Genomic DNA, 17,241 nt, shown 5'->3' with positions numbered 1-17,241 from the left:
ATCAGGCCGCCTTGCTTTCGCCGCCGCCACCGGGGTTCATCATTTCCTGCTCGACCGCGTCGATCGACGGACGCTCATAGGCCGAGATAGTCTTGCGGCCGTATTCGAGCGCAACCTGGGGAACCGAGCCGTTCATATAGGCAAGCAGCGTCTGCTTGACGATGATGTAGAGGCGGTTCTGCTTGTCGCGGACGGCCTTAATATTGGCGATCACCGGGCTGGCGATACAGTAGGAGAGGAAGATGCCGAGCATGGTGCCGACAAGGGCGGCGGCGATCTTGCCACCGAGCACTTCCGGCGATTCCGAGATGGCGCCCATGGCCTTGATGACGCCGAGAACGGCGGCGACGATACCGATGGCCGGGAAGGCGTCGCTCATGGTCGTCAGCGCATGATAGGGCTTCATCTTGTCGTGGGTGATCGTGTTGATCTCCTCGTCCATCAGCGCCTCGATCTCGTGGGAACGGGCATTGCCGATGATGATGAGGCGGACGTAATCGCAGATGAACGCTGTCAGTTCCTTGTTCTTCAGGACCGTCGGGGCCGACTGGAAGATCGAGGATTCATCGGGATTGTCGATATGGCTTTCGATCTCGTTGCGCGACTTGGTGCGCAGGTCGCGCATCAGGCTGTAGAGAACGCCCAGCGTGTCGAGATAATTGCGCTCCTTCGGAATCTTATGGGTGAAGGCCTCGCCGAGCGCCTTGCCGGTATCCTTCAGAACCTTCATCGAATTGGCCATGATATAGCCGCCGATCCCCGCGCCGCCGATGATGACAAGCTCGAAGGGCTGGTTCAGGACCTCCATGTGGCCGCCCATGGCAATGAAGCCGCCAAGGATACAGCCCAATGTCAAGAGGAGCCCGATGATGATGTTCATTTCGATACCTGCCGCAATGGTGGATTTTCGAGGGTATCGTTAGGCCGCCAGCCTTGCGTGAGGCTGGCTGTTGGCCACATTCGCCGGTCTTGCAGGCAAACAGGTTCGCGCAAGCAACAGCCGTCAGGTTTCCGTTCAATCGGCGCGCGATGCGTCATTTCCATTGGATGAACGGGGAAACGTCGTGACGACGACTTACACCAGCTACCAGATGATCGCAGGCAACCTGACAAAGTCGCTGGAGCGGGTGTCTAAGCAGCCGGATGTGGCGCGCGAAACCGAATATTATCTCGCCAATATCGGCAACGTCAAAACGGTCGACGACTTCTTTTCCGATACGCGGCTTTATAACTACGCCATCAAGGCACATGGCCTCGAAGACATGGGCTATGCCAAGGCCTTCATGCGCAAGGTCCTGACCGAAGGCATCGACAAGGACGATTCCTTTGCCAAGCAGCTGACCGACAGCCGCTATTCGGACCTGGTGGAATCGCTGAATTTTGCCCGTAACGGCACGGCCGCCACATCTTTCGACAAGGCCCAGAAAGGCGTCGCCGACAAGTATGCCCGCCAGACGCTGGAGCAGACCGCCGGCGAGGACAATGCCGGCGTGCGCCTGGCGCTCTATTTCGAACGCACGGCGCCCTCGATCACCGGCGCCTTCGGCTTGCTGGCCGACGATGCGCTGGCGCAGGTCACCCGCACGCTTTTGCAGATGCCGGACGAATTCGCCGCAGCCGATATCGACAAGCAGGCAGCGGCAATCGAAAAGGCAATCGACATCAAGGATTTCAAGGATCCGGCCAAGCTGTCGAAGCTTCTCGAGCGCTTTACCGCGCTTTGGGAACTCAACAATTCGTCAGACCCTTACGACCCTCTGGCCGTCTTCGGCTCATCCAGCGGCTACGGCATTTCCTCCGATCTCCTCCTGTCCATCAACACACTGAAACTCGGGGGACGCTGAAATGCAAACCGGTATGTACGTGGCCGTCTCCTCGCAGATGGCGCTTGAAAAACGCATGAACACGCTGGCCGACAATGTCGCCAATTCCAGCACCGTCGGTTTCCGCTCGACGGAAGTGAAATTCAACCAGGTGCTGGGCGATACGCGGCCGACCAAGGTTTCGTTCGTGTCGGAGGGCAAGGAATTTCTCAATACCAACAATGGCGGTCTCAGCCAGACCGGCAACCAGCTGGATTTCGCCATCAAGGGCGACGCCTGGTTCCAGATCGAGACACCCGGCGGCCAGGCGCTCACCCGTGACGGGCGCTTCACCCTGACGGAAACCGGCGATCTCGTTACGCTGCGTGGATATCCGGTGCTGGATGCGGGCGGTGCGCCGATCCAGCTCAATTCGCAAGCCTCCGAGATCAAGGTCGGCGCCGATGGTGCCATCCAGCAGGTTGGAACCCAGGTTGCCGTGCTCGGCCTCTACGAGGCCAATTTCAGCAACGGCTTTTCGCGCTACGACAACAGCGCCGTCATTCCCAGCCGAGAGCCGGAACCAGTCATCGATCGCTTCGATGTCGGCGTGATGCAGGGCTATGTCGAGGAATCCAACGTCAACCCGGTTCAGGAAATGTCGCAGCTGATCATGGTGTCGCGCGCCTTCGAGAATATCTCGGCCCTGATGCGCGATAGCGAAACGTCGATGAGCGAAGCGATCAAGACGCTCGGCGGCAGCAAATAACCCACTTGATTTTCGACAGGACCAAGGCCACGCCCCGGCGCATTTTACCGGTTTCGCGGGCAGACGGCAGGAACCGGCATGCAGAACGATAAACTCCAGATCAGCAATTCCTCGACGTCGCTGGCCGCTCTTGGCGGCCTCGTCGGGCGATATTCCAATCCGGAATTCTCGATCGCACCCGGCGGCCATGTCCAGTCGATTTCGGCGGGATATTACACGGTCACCGGCCTTTCCCGGCATGTCCGCCTGGGCGAGTTCGTGGCGCATAAGAGTTCGACCGGCGTTCATCTCGGAGAAGTCGTCAAGGTCGAGCAGGACATCGTCGTCGTCTGCCCGATCGAACCGGGCGATCCGATCGGCATTCACGACACGGTCATCCGCAAGGGCGCTTTCCGGATCGCGCCGACCGAAAGCTGGTGCGGCCGCACCATCAATTCGCTGGGCGAGCCGATCGATGGACGCGGTCCGCTGCTGCAGGGCGATATCCGCCGGCCGATCTCCAACACTGCACCGCCCTCGATGACCCGCAAGCGCGTCGAGCACGGCTTTCGCACCGGGGTGCGGGCCATCGACATCTTTTCGCCGCTCTGCCTTGGCCAGCGTCTCGGCGTCTTCGCCGGCTCCGGCGTCGGCAAATCCACCTTGCTGTCCATGCTTGCGAGCGCCGATGCCTTCGACAAGGTCGTCATCGCGCTGGTCGGCGAACGTGGCCGTGAAGTGCGCGAATTCATCGAAGACACGCTGGGGGAAAACCTGTCCAAGTCGGTTGCCGTGGTCGCGACCAGCGATGAAAGCCCGATGCTGCGCAAGATGGCGCCGCTGACCGCCGTCACGATTGCAGAACATTACCGCGATCAGGGCGACAACGTGCTTTTGATCGTCGACAGCGTCACCCGGTTCGCCCACGCCATCCGTGAGGTCGCAACCGCCTCGGGCGAGCCGCCGATCGCGCGCGGCTATCCCGCTTCGGTCTTTACAGAGCTTCCACGACTGTTGGAACGCGCAGGCCCTGGTGCCGAAGGGGCAGGGACGATCACCGCGATCATCTCCATTCTCGTCGATGGCGACAATCACAACGATCCGATCGCCGACTCCACGCGCGGTATTCTCGATGGCCACATCGTCATGGACCGCAGCCTTGCCGAGGAAGGCCGTTATCCGCCGGTCAATCCCTTGGCCTCGGTATCGCGTCTGGCGCGAAAAGCCTGGACGCCGGATCAGGAAAAGCTGGTCGGCCGCCTGAAATCGCTGATCCACCGCTTTGAGGAAACCCGCGATCTCCGGCTGATCGGCGGTTACAGGCCCGGCAGCGATCCGGATCTCGACATGGCGATCAAGCAGGTTCCCGTCATCTACGACATCTTGAAACAGACACCCGGCGAACGCCCGGCCTTCGATGCGTTCACCGACCTTGCCAATGCGCTGAAGGCGGCAGCCAACGCCGGTCAGGCCGCAAACATGCGGAGGGGATGAGCCATGACCGATTATGACGCCGATGAAATCGTCCCGCAGCGCAAGCGCGGCGAGCGTACGCCCCTGATCGACAAGGCGCTGGGTGCAACCGGCGTGGCCCTGGCCGCGATCGCAACATTTTTCCCCTGGTATGCCTTCCTGCACCAGGACAAATTCTCGATGCCGACGCTCTGGCAGGGCAATACCCGCGACATTCCAGGCCGTGAAGGCCCCGGCGGTTCCGCATCGCCGACGGCGATGATGGAGCGCGACGAAGCGACGCAATCGGCCGTCGATCAGTTGACCACAGCCACGGTTCCCAATGCCGATGCCGCCAAGAAGCCTGGCGTCCAGGACGATCTGGAGCAGCCTTTTCCCTCTTCCAGTGCTTTCAGGCTGATGCATGTCGCCAATGGCCGCGCGCTGATCGAAGACAGCAGCGGCATGTATATTGTCCGCATCGGCTCGACCTTGCCGGACAACAGCCGCCTCGCGACATTGGAACAGCGCGACGGACGCTGGGTGATGATCACCTCCAAGGGCGACATCTATCAGGCTGACTGATCGGGCGGCCTTTGATCCGTCGCGGGCAAGAACCCGCGCAAATGACGGCACTCGCCGCCGTTTGCGGCCTCCCGCCAATGGCGGTGCCAAAAAGCATCACCGCGCAAGGCCTGCATTTCCAGCGCTTCCGATACGCCATCCAATTCAGTCCCACGCAAGATTGCGTCCATAGGTTCTCCAGCAACAAGCATGGAGTCGCATGATGCAACCTATACAGCTTTTCGATCTCGCGTCCCGGCAGGCGCAATGGCTGGCAGTCCGCCAGAACGTCGTCGCCGGCAACATCGCCAATGCCAACACGCCGCATTATGCCGCCAAGGACGTCAAGCCGTTCGAAAGCGTGCTGCAGCAAACCGGCTTCCAGATGGCCTCCACCAACCCGGCGCATTTTACCGATGGCAGCAGTGCCGCGCAGGTGACGGAAACCAGCATGCTGGATGATGTCGAGGTCCAGCAATCGGGCAACAGCGTCCGGCTGGAAAAGGAATTGATGAAGACCGGTGAAGTCAAGCGCGACTACGAGCTCAATACGGGGCTCGTCAAGGCGTTTCACCGGATGATGCTCATGACGGTACGGAAATAATCTCAATGGATCCTCTGGTCTCAGCTCTCAAAGTCTCGGCATCCGGCCTCGAAGCGGAATCGACGCGCCTGCGCATCGTTTCGGAAAACATCGCCAATGCGCGCTCGTCGGGCGATGCGCCAGGCCTCGACCCATACCGCCGCAAGACGGTCAGTTTCGCTGCGGAAATCGACCGCGCCAGCGGTGCCTCCACCGTTGAGGTTCAGCGTCTGGGGACCGACGATTCCGACTTCTCCGTCGAATTCGATCCGGGCAATCCGGCCGCCGATGACAAGGGCATGGTCAAGATGCCGAACGTCAACGTGCTGATCGAAATGGCCGACATGCGGGAAGCAAACCGTTCCTATGAGGCCAATCTCCAGACCACGAAGCAGGCACGCGACCTGATCTCCGCAACAATCGACCTTCTCAGGGCATCGCAATAATGATCGACGCAATCAAAACCATCAGCGCAGCCATCTCGACCGTCAAGGATGTGACCTCGACATCCGGCGCCTCGTCGGCGCAGAGCATTCTCGGCGGCGCTGCCACGGCGGGCAAGACGCAGAGCTTTGCCGAAGTCATGGGCAATATGGCGACAGAGATGACCAACGGCCTGAGACAGTCCGAAGTCAATTCGATCCAGGGTATCCGCGGCGAGGCCAATACCCGCGAAGTCATCGATTCCGTCATGAATGCCGAACAGTCGCTGCAAACCGCCATCGCCATCCGGGACAAGGTCGTCAGCGCCTATCTCGAAATCGCACGCATGCCGATCTAAAGGAAAAATACAATGAAGGCTCTTTCGATCGCCGCGACAGGCATGAACGCCCAGCAGTTGAACCTGGAAGTGATCGCGAACAATATCGCGAACATCAATACCACCGGCTACAAGCGCGCGCGGGCGGAATTCTCCGACCTTCTCTACCAGACCGAGCGCGCCCAGGGCGTACCAAATCGCGCCAACCAGGCGATTGTTCCCGAAGGCGCCATTATCGGCCTCGGCGTTCAGACCTCCGCCGTGCGCAATCTGCATCTGCAAGGCAGCCTGATCAGCACCGGCAACAATCTGGACATGGCGCTGGTCGGACGCGGCTGGTTCCAGATCGAGACCCCGGATGGCGAAACGGCCTATACCCGCGCCGGTGCGTTCAACACCAATGCCGACGGCCAGATCGTAACCATCGACGGATATACGGTCGTGCCGGAGATTACCGTACCGCCGAATGCCAGCGAAATTACTGTCAGCGCATCCGGCGAGGTCTCGGTCCGCGTCGGCAATGACACCATTCCGACCGTGCTTGGCCAGCTGACGATCGCCAACTTCGTCAACGAGGCGGGCCTTGAGCCGCAGGGCGACAATCTCTTCAAGCAGACGCCGGCATCCGGCGAGCCCGTCATCGGGACGCCGGCCGACCCGGGCTACGCCCAGATCAAGCAGAAATATCTCGAAGCGTCGAATGTCGATCCGGTCAAGGAAATCACCGATCTGATCTCGGCCCAGCGCGCCTATGAAATGAACTCCAAGATCATCCAGGCCGCCGACGAAATGGCTGCGACGGTCAGCAAGAACCTGAGATAAAAGAGGGAATGGCAAACATGACGTTTCGCCGGACTGCCAATGTGCCGCTTCTCAAAGCCGCCACGACCCGCGCAGACCGCCTGCTGCGGGCGCTGGCCGTGACCGGGGTAATCTCTGCCGGGCTGCTGTCTTCGCATCCTGCTCTGGCCGAAAAACGCATGGCCGTCATTCCGACCCAGACGATCTATCCGGGCGAAATCATCGATGCCCACAGGCTGGAAGAGGTCGAGGTGACCAATCCCGCTCTGACCGGCGATTATGCCGTCTCGACCGACCAGGTCACCGGCAAGGTAACGAGCCGGACCCTGCTTCAGGGGCGCGTCATTCTGGTCTCGGCCCTGCGCGAACCCTATGCGGTGGAACGCGGCAAGGCCGTCCGGATTGTCTTTTCCAACGGCCCCCTGACGATCACTGCCGGCGGCGCCCCGCTGGAGAATGCCGCAGTCGGCGACTTGATCCGGGTGCGCAACACCGATTCCGGCATCATCGTCTCCGGAACGGTGATGGACGACGGTACAATTCACGTGGTGGCAAAATGATCTTTCGTTTCGGCAAATGGTGCCTGGCAGTTGCAGCCGTTCTTTCGATGACGATCGCGCCGGCGCAGGCCGCCTCGCGCATCAAGGACATCGCCTCGCTGCAGTCGGGCCGCGAAAACCAGCTGATCGGCTACGGTCTGGTGGTCGGCCTGCAGGGCACCGGCGATAGCCTGCGCTCCGCGCCGTTTACCGCGCAGTCGCTGCGCGCCATGCTGCAGAATCTCGGCATCTCGACGCAGGATAACGAATCCCGCTCGAAGAATATCGCCGCTGTCCTCGTGACGGCCAACCTGCCGCCGTTTGCCAGCCCCGGCAGCCGCATCGACGTTACCGTCGGCTCGCTGGGCGATTCCACCTCTCTGCGCGGCGGTACGCTGGTCATGACGTCGCTTTCAGGAGCCGACGGGCAGATCTATGCGGTAGCGCAGGGGTCGGTCGTCGTTACCGGTTTCAGCGCACAGGGCGACGCCGCCTCCGTCACGCAAGGGATCACCACATCCGGCCGCGTTCCCAATGGCGCGATCATCGAGCGCGAACTGCCGGCCAAGTTCAAGGACGGGTTCAATCTGGTTCTGCAGCTGCGAAATCCGGACTTTTCGACGGCGGTCGGCATGGCTGCGGCCATCAACCGATACGGCAAGACCCAGTTCGGCGGCAATATCGCCGAGGCCCGTGATTCCCAAGCGGTGGTGATCGACAAGCCGAAGATGGCCGATCTTTCCCGGCTGATGGCCGATATCGAAAACCTCGTCGTCGAGACCGATGTGCCGGCGCGCGTCGTCATCAACGAGCGAACCGGCACGATCGTTATCGGTCAGGACGTGCGGATCAATCAGGTCGCCGTCAGTTACGGGACGTTGACGGTCCAGGTGACGGAAACGCCGACCGTGGTGCAGCCTGAGCCGTTTTCGCGCGGCCGCACCGAGATCGAACCGAATACGACCATCCAGGCCTCAGAGGATGGCGGCACTGTCGCAATCCTTAACGGTTCCAATCTGCGTTCGCTCGTGGCCGGCCTCAACAGTATCGGGGTAAAACCGGACGGCATCATTTCCATTCTCCAGGGCATCAAGACAGCCGGTGCCCTTCAGGCGGAGCTTGTCCTGCAATGATGACATATCGTCTTTCCTCCCCTTCGAGTGGCCTTCGCCGCCGTCTGATGCTGATCGCCGCCGGCTGCACGATGCTGGTCATTCCCGGCGCCTTTGCGCAGGAAGTTGCCGCCCCGGCCGTTGGCATCCCGGCCAATGGCGACGAGATCCAGCAGTTCTGCACCAATATTGCCGATGCCGCGCGCGACCAGCGCTATCTGTTGCAGAAGAAGGACCTCGAGAAGCTGCAGTTCGATATCGACGAACGCATTGCGACGCTTGAAAAGCGCCGCTCCGAATACGAAGACTGGCTGAAACGCCGTAACGATTTTCTCAAGCAGGCCCAGATCGGGCTTGTGGGCATCTACAAGACCATGAAGGCGGATGCGGCGGCGAGCAAGCTCGAGCTTGTCAATCCCGGCGTCGCAGCCGCCATCCTCATGCAGCTTCCGCCACGCCAGTCGAGCCTTATCCTCAGTGAAATGAGCAATGAGAAGGCGGCGGTCGTCACCAACGTCATTTCCAGCGCCACAGACCCGGACACATCGAAGGAACCGTCATGAGATATCCAATTCCGGTTCTTCTCGCCGTAAGCCTGCTGTCGGGATGCCAGAACCAGGCCATCAGCGAAATTGGCCGCGCTCCGGCCATGAGCCCGATCGGCAGCGGCCTGCAATATGCCCAGACGCCGCAGATGGCGATGTATCCGAAAGAGCCGCGCCAGGTCATGAACGGCTATTCGCTCTGGAGCGACAACCAGTCCGCCCTGTTCAAGGACGCGCGTGCATTGAAGGTCGGCGATATCCTGACGGTCGATATCCGGATCGACGACAAGGCATCCTTCGACAACAAGACGGATCGAAGCCGCACCAATGACAGTGGTTTCAAAATCGGTGCCAATGGTAAATCCCAGACGAGCGACTTCGGCTGGAATGGCGGGCTGGACTATGGTTCCAACACCAAATCCAAGGGTGAGGGCACGACGGAGCGCTCCGAAAAGCTTGTCCTGCTTGTCGCGGCCGTCGTCACCGGCGTGCTCGAAAACGGCAACTTGCTGATCAGCGGGTCCCAGGAAGTGCGGGTCAACCACGAAATCCGCATTCTCAACGTCGCCGGCATCGTCCGGCCCTACGACGTCGATGCGAAGAACATGATCTCCTACGAGAAGATCGCCGAAGCTCGTATTTCCTACGGCGGACGCGGCCGGTTGACCGAAGTCCAGCAGCCGCCATGGGGTCAGCAGGTCATGGACATCGTTTCGCCGATCTGACGGCCCGGCAACGCTGTGCGGCAAATGTAAATTATCCCGGCGGCCACAGCGCGTCATGCAGGACGCGCGGCGCGGCTTGCCGCCCACTCTTGATGGATTTTGACGATGGAAGATGCCGATCTCGCCCATGCCGGCCCGAAGAAGTCATCGCCGGTCATCCTGATCGCGGCGCTCGCGGTCCTGACATTGATCGCCGGCGGCGGCGGTTGGCTGATCGGCGGCATGCTGGCGCCCAAGCCGCTCAGCACCGAGGAAGCCAAGCTCGTCGACGACGCCAAGGCCGCGATCGCTTTGAAGAAAGCCGGGGAGAAACCGGAGGGCGAAGCCAGCAAAAAAGACGAAGGACTGCCGAAAATCGCAACCGAAGCCAATGGCGTCGTCCAGCTGGATGCGATCACCACCAATCTTGCCTATCCCACCGAAAACTGGATCCGGCTTGAAGTTGCTCTGCTTTTCAAGGGCGCGCCCGATGTTGCAATGGCCGAGCAGATCCATCAGGACATTGCCGCCTATCTCAAAACGGTGTCGCTGCAGCAGATCCAGGGACCGCGCGGATTTCAGTATCTCAAGGATGACATCGAAGAACGGGTTGACCTTCGCTCGGAAGGGCGCGTAACCAATGTCATCTTCAGGACATTTGTAATTCAATGATTCGCTCATGATCCGGACTATCGCATTCATAGCCGCCATGCTGGCGATGTCGGGTATCGCGGGAGCGCAAGGCTTTCCCGCCGATATCCTCAACACGCCTATCGACGGCTCGGTGGCATCCTGGATCATCCGCACCTTCGGGCTTCTGACCGTCCTGTCGGTCGCTCCCGGCATTCTCATCATGGTGACGAGCTTTCCACGCTTCGTCATCGCGTTTGCGATCCTGCGCACCGGCATGGGGCTGGCGACGACACCCTCCAACATGATCATGGTCAGCCTTGCGCTGTTCATGACCTTCTACGTCATGGCTCCGACGTTTGACCGTGCCTGGCAGAATGGCGTCAATCCTCTCCTGCAGAACCAGATCAACGAAACCGAGGCGATGACGCGTATCGCCGAGCCGTTCCGCGAATTCATGCTCGCCAACACGCGCGACAAGGATCTGCAGCTGTTCATCGATATCGCCCAGGAAAAGGGACAGACGGTCGTCGTTGGCGACAGGGTCGATCTGCGCGCCGTCGTGCCGGCGTTCATGATTTCGGAGATCAGGCGCGGGTTCGAGATCGGCTTTTTGATCATGCTGCCGTTCCTGGTGATCGACCTGATCGTCGCCACCATCACCATGGCGATGGGGATGATGATGCTGCCGCCCACCTCGATCTCGCTGCCGTTCAAGATCCTGTTCTTCGTCCTCATCGACGGCTGGAACCTCCTGGTCGGCAGCCTGGTACGATCGTTCAACTGAACCGGTTGGCATGGTTAACGTTCCGTCTCTTTTTAGAGCGGAATGCGTACGGCCAAAAACTCATAAGTCATTGATTTGTATATTTAATTTAAATTTGCGCACGATCCGTGCCGTTAGTGCCGGCATGGGACTTCGCACGTCTGTCTGCGGGCCATTTAAACATATCGCAATGTTTGCCTGCGACATTACCCTCACATAACGGATTTGGACTTCCTGACCAACAGGAGCCGAGTGGCATGATGCCGAGCCGTTATCACCGGTAAGTATTTTAGTCCGGTATGTCCCCAATCTTGTATTTTGTATCTAGAGGGACAACCCCAATGACAAGCATCCTGACAAACTCTTCTGCAATGGCAGCACTCTCCACGCTGCGCTCCATCAGCTCGGACATGGAAACGACCCAGGGCCGCATTTCGTCCGGCCTGAAGGTTGGCGACGCCTCTGACAATGCTGCTTACTGGTCGATCGCAACGACCATGAAGTCCGACAACAAGGCGCTTTCCACGGTTCAGGACGCTCTCGGTCTCGGCGCTGCCAAGACGGACACGGCTTACACCGGTTTGAACGCAGCGATCGACGTCGTTTCTGAAATCAAGTCCAAGCTGGTTGCTGCCCGCGAGCCGGGCGTTGACAAGCTGAAGATCAACAAGGAACTGACAGAACTCAAGAACCAGCTGGTTTCGACGGCGACGTCTGCATCCTTCTCCGGTGAAAACTGGCTCTACAACGACACAGCGACTGCCGTTGGCACCAAGGAAATGGTCGGTTCGTTCACACGTGACGCAGCAGGCAACGTTGCCGTCGGCGTCCTGAAGTTCGATGCTTCGACATCGGTTCTGATTGACACCAAGGACGCTTCCAAGGGTCAGCTGACGAAGGACATCACCGTCACCCAGCCGAGCGGTGCATCGACTGCCTCCGCGACTTACCGCCTGGTCAGCACTGCTGGCGCATCGGGTGCTACGGGTTCGGTCATCGAATTGACGGCATCCACCTCCGATGACAACATCGAAGGCATGATCAGTGCCGTCGACAAGATGTTGACGAACCTGACAGACTCGGCCGCAACGCTAGGCGCGACCAACAAGCGCATCTCGATGCAGGACGACTTCATGGCCGACCTCATGGACGTGATCGACAAGGGTGTCGGCCGCCTCGTCGATGCCGACATGAACGAAGAGNNNCCGCCTCAAGGCTCTGCAGACACAGCAGCAGCTCGGCATCCAGGCGCTCTCGATCGCCAACTCGGACTCGCAGAACATCCTGTCGCTGTTCCGTTAATCGAAAAACGGCGCGGGCCCGCCATCCCCCCCAAACGGCGGGTACCGCGACCTATCGAAACCGCATCTCGAAAGAGGTGCGGTTTTTTTATGTTTGAAAAACTTTGCGGCCTTTAGTTTTTCCTTAACTATGTTGGTGTTTTCTATGCCCATCGAAACGGCGGGTTAACCAAGGAAATTAACAGGTTAACAGGCATGAAGCTGGCCGCTGTTTCCCGGTACCGACCGGAATGTCCCTTCCATTTCATCTGTTCAAAAGGGGCAGTATTCCTATGACGAGCATTCTCACCAATTCGGCTGCAATGGCAGCACTCTCGACCCTGCGTTCGATCAATTCCGGCATGGAAATGACCCAGGGCCGCGTCTCTTCCGGCCTGCGCGTCGAAACCGCTGCCGACAACGCCGCCTACTGGTCGATCGCAACGACCATGAAGTCGGACAACAAGGCTCTCTCCACCGTTCAGGACGCTCTCGGTCTCGGTGCCGCCAAGACGGACACGGCTTACACCGGTTTGAATTCAGCGATCGAAGTCATCTCCGAAATCAAGGCCAAGCTGGTTGCTTCGCGCGAGCCGGGCGTTGACAAGCTGAAGATCAACAAGGAACTGACGGAACTGAAGAACCAGCTGTCCTCGACAGCTCAGTCGGCTTCCTTCTCCGGTGAAAACTGGCTCTATAACGACTCAGCGACTGCTATTGGCACCAAGGAAATGGTCGGCTCGTTCACGCGTGACTCTTCTGGCAACGTTGCAGTCGGCGTTCTGAAGTTCGATGCTGCGACATCGGTTCTGATCGACACCAAAACCGCAGCAAACGGCCTTTTGACCAAAACCTTCGATGCGACCCTGCTGCAGAAGTCGCCTCCGTCGTCCGCTGCTCAGAACTTCTACCTGATCGATGCCGATTCGACGGTCAGCAATGTTGGCTCGGAAATCAAGCTGGCCGCAGATACCAGCGACGCTGACGTCGAAGCCATGATCAGCGTTGTTGACAAGATCCTGGGCGATGCCACGGACGCTGCAGCAACACTCGGTGCGACCAACAAGCGCATCTCGATGCAGGACGACTTCATGGCCGACCTGATGGACGTGATCGACAAGGGTGTCGGCCGCCTCGTTGATGCCGACATGAACGAAGAANCCGCCTCAAGGCTCTGCAGACACAGCAGCAGCTCGGCATCCAGGCGCTCTCGATCGCCAACTCCAACTCGGAAACCATCCTCTCGCTCTTCCGTTAATCGGAACAGGCAGGACGCGTTCGCGGCTGGCCGGTTTCTTCATCAGTCAGCCGTTTATTCCAAGGACCGCGCCCCGCAAAGGGCGCGGTTTTTTCATGTGCGCAGGTCTGGTCCAGCCGCCATTAACGATCGCGCAACGAAGATTTATTTTCGTTCATTTTTATTACGCACTTGCTAACGCACTTAAGGATTTGTTAACCATACCGTTGTTAAGTGTTCGTTAAGAGCGATAGGCTGTCCTTGGGCTAAACATAGGGCAGTTTGCATGACGCTGGTCCCGTCGCTGCCGGTCATCACCCGGAATGTTCCGTTTAAAATCAAACTGGGGCAATGACCAAATGACCAGCATTTTGACCAATTCGGCGGCTATGGCCGCCCTTCAAACTTTGCGTTCCATCAATTCAAATATGGAAGAAGTGCAAAACCGCATTTCCTCCGGCTACCGCGTCGAAACGGCAGCGGACAACGCCGCCTACTGGTCTATCGCGACCACCATGCGTTCGGACAATGCGGCCCTTTCAACGGTGCAGGATGCACTCGGACTGGGTGCGGCAAAGATCGATACGTCCTATGCCGGTATGAGCTCGGCCATCGATGTCGTCTCCGAGATCAAGGCCAAGCTGGTCGCCGCGCGCGAACCGGGTGTCGACAAGACCAAGATCAACAAGGAACTGAGCGAGCTGAAGAACCAGCTGGCATCCGCCGCAGAATCCGCCTCCTTCTCGGGCGAGAACTGGCTCTACAATGACAGCACCACGCCGGCCGGCACCAAATCGGTCGTGGCCTCCTTTAACCGTTCGACCAGCGGCAACGTGTCCGTTTCGACCCTGGACTACAACACGGCTGCATCGATCCTGATCGATACCAAGAACGCCTCGCTCGGCCAGTTGACCAAGGCCGTCAAGGTGTCCCAGCCGGTCGGCACGGCATCCGCCACCGGCACTGCAAACGCGACCTACCATCTCCTCCTCGCTGAAGGCGGCACCGCGCCAACGAACTCGAAGCTGGTGACCCTGACCACAGCCACGAGCGACAATGACATTGACGGCATGATCAGCGCCGTTGACGCCATGCTGAGCAGCCTGACCGATGCCGCCTCAACGCTCGGCGCCATCACCAGCCGCATCGACATGCAGGAAAACTTCGTCGCCAATCTGATGGACGTGATCGACAAGGGCGTCGGCCGCCTGGTGGATGCGGACATGAACGAGGAATCGACCCGCCTCAAGGCGCTTCAGACGCAGCAGCAGCTCGGCGTCCAGGCCCTGTCGATCGCCAATACCAACTCTGAAAACATCCTGCGCCTGTTCCAGCAGTAAGCGCAGATGCGCCGGACCGGCGGGCACGAAACCGGTTCGCGCATGTCCCATCGCTGCTCCCTTTTTCGGGGCCGCGAAGACTTTTCCGCCAAGCCGCGGTCATCGGCAGGTGGAAACGGTTGGACCGCGCTCATTGCCCAGGCGCGGTCCAACACCTTATTCCGGTTGACCGGTCTTGTCCTTAAGGCCGATATCACGGCGGACTTTCCCGCCAGACCCGGATATATCCCGTGACCTACATTTTCGCACAAGTTTGACCGGATAGTCTTCAATCGCAACCATCCTCATCCGGGTTGCCAGCCGACATGATTGTTGTGTTGCCTTTGTATACCGCCTGCGCTGCCGGTTCGTCCGGCGCCGGGCTGGTACGGATTGAAAATGTTCGGGCCCTGCGGCACTCCCGCTCCCACAGGGTCCTTGGGGAGACATTCCGGAAGTGTCACAGTCTTATGTTCTCAGGCTTTTCAGGCCCCTGCCGTCCGCACAAAAACGGGCAGCCGGCCTGGCCGTGGCCCCGGTTACGGGAGGCCGCCGATGACCGCGTCCATTTCGCGTTATCTCAAGGATTTCAGCGCCCCGAAAGTCGAACTGTCCCTGCTTCCACCCCGGTATTTTCCGGACCTGGACGACGACTTTCCGGCCAACGGTACGTTTGCCATGAAGCCGCCGGTGCAGCCGCAGATCGACATTGACGCTGAGCGCCGCGAGGCGTTTGCGCAGGGGCGCCGCGAAGCTGAAGGCGAGCAGCAGGCACTTCGGGAGGCCGAAATTGCCGCCTTGTCCGCGCGCCACGCTGCCGAACTGGACGCCATGCGCGTGCGGTGTGAAAACGAAATTGCCGCCATGATCTATGACCGTTTTTCCGATATGGGATCGCAGCTGGTAACCATGATGTCGGACCAGACGGCGCGGGTGCTGGCCCCGGTCATGAATGACGTGCTGGTGCAGAAATCCATTGCCGATCTCGCCCGGGTGATCACGCAGTCCGTGGGTGCCGGCGACGGCGCAAAGATCCTGGTAAAGGGTCCGGTCACCCAGTTCGAGGCGCTGAAGCGGCATCTCGATGACGAAACCCTGGTTTTCCGCCATCAGGAAGCCGACGATATCGATCTTTCGGTCGAGTTCGGTGATTCCATTCTGGTGACGCGCATGGCCGCTTGGGCCGATACCGTTGGCAAGGTGCTGGCATGAGCGAGAACGAAGGCCATCACCACGGCAAGAACGAAATCATCATCATCAAGCGCCATAGCGGCGGGCATGATGGCCACCATGGCGGCGCCTGGAAGATTGCCTATGCCGACTTCATGACGGCGATGATGGCGTTCTTTCTCGTCATGTGGCTGATCAACGCCGCCAATCCGCAGACCAAGGCGGCGCTCGCATCCTATTTCAACCCGGTGCAACTGACCGATGCCAAGCCCTCGGAAAAGGGCGTCAAGCAGCCGGCCAAGGATGCCAAGGGCGAAGAAGACCAGATGAAGTCAAAGGTCGATGGCACCGAAACGAAGACGGGCGGATCGGCGAAAAACGGCGACGACATGACGGCGACCTCCGGCGAGGAAACCCAATATTCCGACGCGGACTTCTTCGAAAATCCCTATTCGGTGATGTCCGAGATCGTCAACGAGACCGGGCGCAACGCCAATATCAGTGCCAAGGGTGAGGGCGGCGCATCGACATCTGGGCCTGCGACCGGCGCCGATGGCGGCGAAGCCTATCGTGACCCGTTCGACCCGGATTTCTGGACCAAGCAGGTCGAGCTGCAGAACGCCGAAAAGGGCGGCGACAGCCTGGAGGCCAAAGCCGGAAACGGTTCGACAGACGAAACGAAGACGAAGCCTGAGGCAGGCAAGGACCAGGCTGACGCGGCAATCGCGCAGCCGGCAGATGCAGCCACAACCACAAAGGCTGGCGAGGACGCCGCCAAATCCCTGAAGGCCGATATCGAGAAGGAAATCGGCGGCTCAGCCGGCAAGCTTGCCGAGGGGCTGCTGGTCACGCCGACCGAAGGCGGGCTTCTGGTGACGATCAGCGAACAGGCGAATACGCCGATGTTCGGGCTCGGTTCTGCCGTTCCGGAAAGAGACATGGTCATTGCCATGGAAAAGATCGGCAAGCTCCTGTCTGCCCGCAGCGGCGCCATCGCCATTCGCGGCCATACCGACGCGCGGCCGTTCAAGCGGGGCGCCTATGACAATTGGCGGCTCTCGTCCGACCGCGCCCAGAGCGCCTATTACATGCTCGTCCGTGGCGGCCTTGCCGAGAACCGCGTCAGCCAGATCAGCGGCTTTGCCGACAAGCGCCTGCAGGATACCAAGGATCCGATGGCGCCGGTCAATCGCCGTATCGAAATCCTGCTGCAGACGAACCAGGGCTGA

19 protein-coding genes and 3 pseudogenes are annotated in these 17,241 nt (G+C 59.7%); 21 read left to right on the top strand and 1 reads right to left on the bottom strand.

Annotated features, from left to right (window positions below; translation table 11 throughout):
- Nucleotide 1 precedes the first annotated feature (1 nt).
- Entirely contained in the window at nucleotides 2–880 is an 879-nt protein-coding gene (gene motA / locus ASD32_RS00930) for a flagellar motor stator protein MotA (RefSeq protein WP_060636027.1), read from the bottom strand.
- 184 nt (nucleotides 881–1,064) lie between these two features.
- On the opposite strand from motA, the gene ASD32_RS00925 reads away from it, so the two are divergent.
- The 21 genes and pseudogenes from ASD32_RS00925 (at nucleotide 1,065) to ASD32_RS00825 (ending at nucleotide 17,241) form a co-directional block, all read left to right on the top strand.
- The gene (locus ASD32_RS00925; RefSeq protein ID WP_060636243.1) at nucleotides 1,065–1,844 is read left to right on the top strand and encodes a DUF1217 domain-containing protein; all 780 of its coding nucleotides are present in this window, start codon (nucleotides 1,065–1,067) and stop codon (nucleotides 1,842–1,844) included.
- A 1-nt stretch (nucleotide 1,845) separates the two neighbouring features.
- Entirely contained in the window at nucleotides 1,846–2,571 is a 726-nt protein-coding gene (gene flgF / locus ASD32_RS00920; protein WP_060636026.1) for a flagellar basal-body rod protein FlgF, read from the top strand.
- Nucleotides 2,572–2,649: 78 nt separating this feature from the next.
- Nucleotides 2,650–4,044 (top strand): flagellar protein export ATPase FliI, encoded by a 1,395-nt coding sequence (gene fliI, locus ASD32_RS00915; RefSeq protein ID WP_060636025.1) that lies wholly within the window; start codon nucleotides 2,650–2,652, stop codon nucleotides 4,042–4,044.
- A gap of 3 nt (nucleotides 4,045–4,047) precedes the next feature.
- The gene (locus ASD32_RS00910) at nucleotides 4,048–4,587 is read left to right on the top strand and encodes a hypothetical protein (RefSeq protein ID WP_060636024.1); all 540 of its coding nucleotides are present in this window, start codon (nucleotides 4,048–4,050) and stop codon (nucleotides 4,585–4,587) included.
- 202 nt (nucleotides 4,588–4,789) lie between these two features.
- Complete coding sequence (gene flgB, locus ASD32_RS00900; protein ID WP_060636242.1) at nucleotides 4,790–5,170, top strand: flagellar basal body rod protein FlgB; 381 nt, start codon at nucleotides 4,790–4,792, stop codon at nucleotides 5,168–5,170.
- A 5-nt stretch (nucleotides 5,171–5,175) separates the two neighbouring features.
- A complete protein-coding gene (gene flgC, locus ASD32_RS00895; protein ID WP_060636022.1) occupies nucleotides 5,176–5,595 on the top strand; it encodes a flagellar basal body rod protein FlgC in 420 nt (139 codons plus the stop codon).
- Nucleotides 5,595–5,930 (top strand): flagellar hook-basal body complex protein FliE, encoded by a 336-nt coding sequence (locus ASD32_RS00890; RefSeq protein ID WP_060636021.1) that lies wholly within the window; start codon nucleotides 5,595–5,597, stop codon nucleotides 5,928–5,930. The genes flgC and ASD32_RS00890 overlap by 1 nt, the downstream gene beginning before the upstream one ends.
- A 12-nt stretch (nucleotides 5,931–5,942) precedes the next feature.
- A complete protein-coding gene (gene flgG, locus ASD32_RS00885) occupies nucleotides 5,943–6,731 on the top strand; it encodes a flagellar basal-body rod protein FlgG (protein WP_060636020.1) in 789 nt (262 codons plus the stop codon).
- A 17-nt stretch (nucleotides 6,732–6,748) separates the two neighbouring features.
- Entirely contained in the window at nucleotides 6,749–7,270 is a 522-nt protein-coding gene (flgA, locus tag ASD32_RS00880) for a flagellar basal body P-ring formation chaperone FlgA (protein ID WP_060636241.1), read from the top strand.
- A gap of 47 nt (nucleotides 7,271–7,317) precedes the next feature.
- Nucleotides 7,318–8,382: a flagellar basal body P-ring protein FlgI gene (locus ASD32_RS00875; RefSeq protein WP_244490071.1), complete on the top strand. Its 1,065-nt coding sequence runs from the start codon at nucleotides 7,318–7,320 to the stop codon at nucleotides 8,380–8,382.
- Between the two features lie 47 nt (nucleotides 8,383–8,429).
- A complete protein-coding gene (locus ASD32_RS00870; RefSeq protein WP_244490070.1) occupies nucleotides 8,430–8,924 on the top strand; it encodes a MotE family protein in 495 nt (164 codons plus the stop codon).
- Nucleotides 8,921–9,631, top strand: coding sequence for a flagellar basal body L-ring protein FlgH (flgH, locus tag ASD32_RS00865; protein WP_060636018.1), 711 nt, complete (start codon nucleotides 8,921–8,923; stop codon nucleotides 9,629–9,631). Before ASD32_RS00870 ends, flgH begins: the two co-directional genes overlap by 4 nt.
- Before the next feature lie 105 nt (nucleotides 9,632–9,736).
- Nucleotides 9,737–10,282, top strand: coding sequence for a flagellar basal body-associated FliL family protein (locus ASD32_RS00860; protein WP_060636017.1), 546 nt, complete (start codon nucleotides 9,737–9,739; stop codon nucleotides 10,280–10,282).
- Between the two features lie 7 nt (nucleotides 10,283–10,289).
- On the top strand, nucleotides 10,290–11,027 hold the full coding sequence (fliP, locus tag ASD32_RS00855) for a flagellar type III secretion system pore protein FliP (RefSeq protein ID WP_060636016.1): 738 nt from the start codon (nucleotides 10,290–10,292) through the stop codon (nucleotides 11,025–11,027).
- A gap of 320 nt (nucleotides 11,028–11,347) precedes the next feature.
- Nucleotides 11,348–12,208 (top strand): annotated as a pseudogene (locus ASD32_RS00850) (flagellin); the annotation flags it as partial.
- A 3-nt stretch (nucleotides 12,209–12,211) separates the two neighbouring features.
- The coding region (locus tag ASD32_RS30515) for a flagellin (protein WP_280139397.1) at nucleotides 12,212–12,308 on the top strand (97 nt) is incomplete at its 5' end.
- A gap of 271 nt (nucleotides 12,309–12,579) precedes the next feature.
- Nucleotides 12,580–13,446, top strand: a pseudogene (locus tag ASD32_RS00845) (flagellin); the annotation flags it as partial.
- Between the two features lies 1 nt (nucleotide 13,447).
- Nucleotides 13,448–13,544: pseudogene (locus ASD32_RS30510) on the top strand (flagellin); the annotation flags it as partial.
- Between the two features lie 338 nt (nucleotides 13,545–13,882).
- Entirely contained in the window at nucleotides 13,883–14,863 is a 981-nt protein-coding gene (locus ASD32_RS00840) for a flagellin (RefSeq protein WP_060636015.1), read from the top strand.
- Nucleotides 14,864–15,397: 534 nt separating this feature from the next.
- Complete coding sequence (locus tag ASD32_RS00830) at nucleotides 15,398–16,054, top strand: hypothetical protein (protein ID WP_060636013.1); 657 nt, start codon at nucleotides 15,398–15,400, stop codon at nucleotides 16,052–16,054.
- Nucleotides 16,051–17,241, top strand: a complete 1,191-nt coding sequence (locus tag ASD32_RS00825; protein WP_060636012.1) for a flagellar motor protein MotB — start codon at nucleotides 16,051–16,053, stop codon at nucleotides 17,239–17,241. The genes ASD32_RS00830 and ASD32_RS00825 overlap by 4 nt, the downstream gene beginning before the upstream one ends.

The organism is Rhizobium sp. Root483D2 (assembly GCF_001426685.1).
Classification (GTDB): Bacteria; Pseudomonadota; Alphaproteobacteria; order Rhizobiales; family Rhizobiaceae; genus Pararhizobium; species Pararhizobium qamdonense.
Note: the sequence above shows the minus strand (reverse complement) of the source record. Positions and strands in the feature narration are given on the sequence as shown.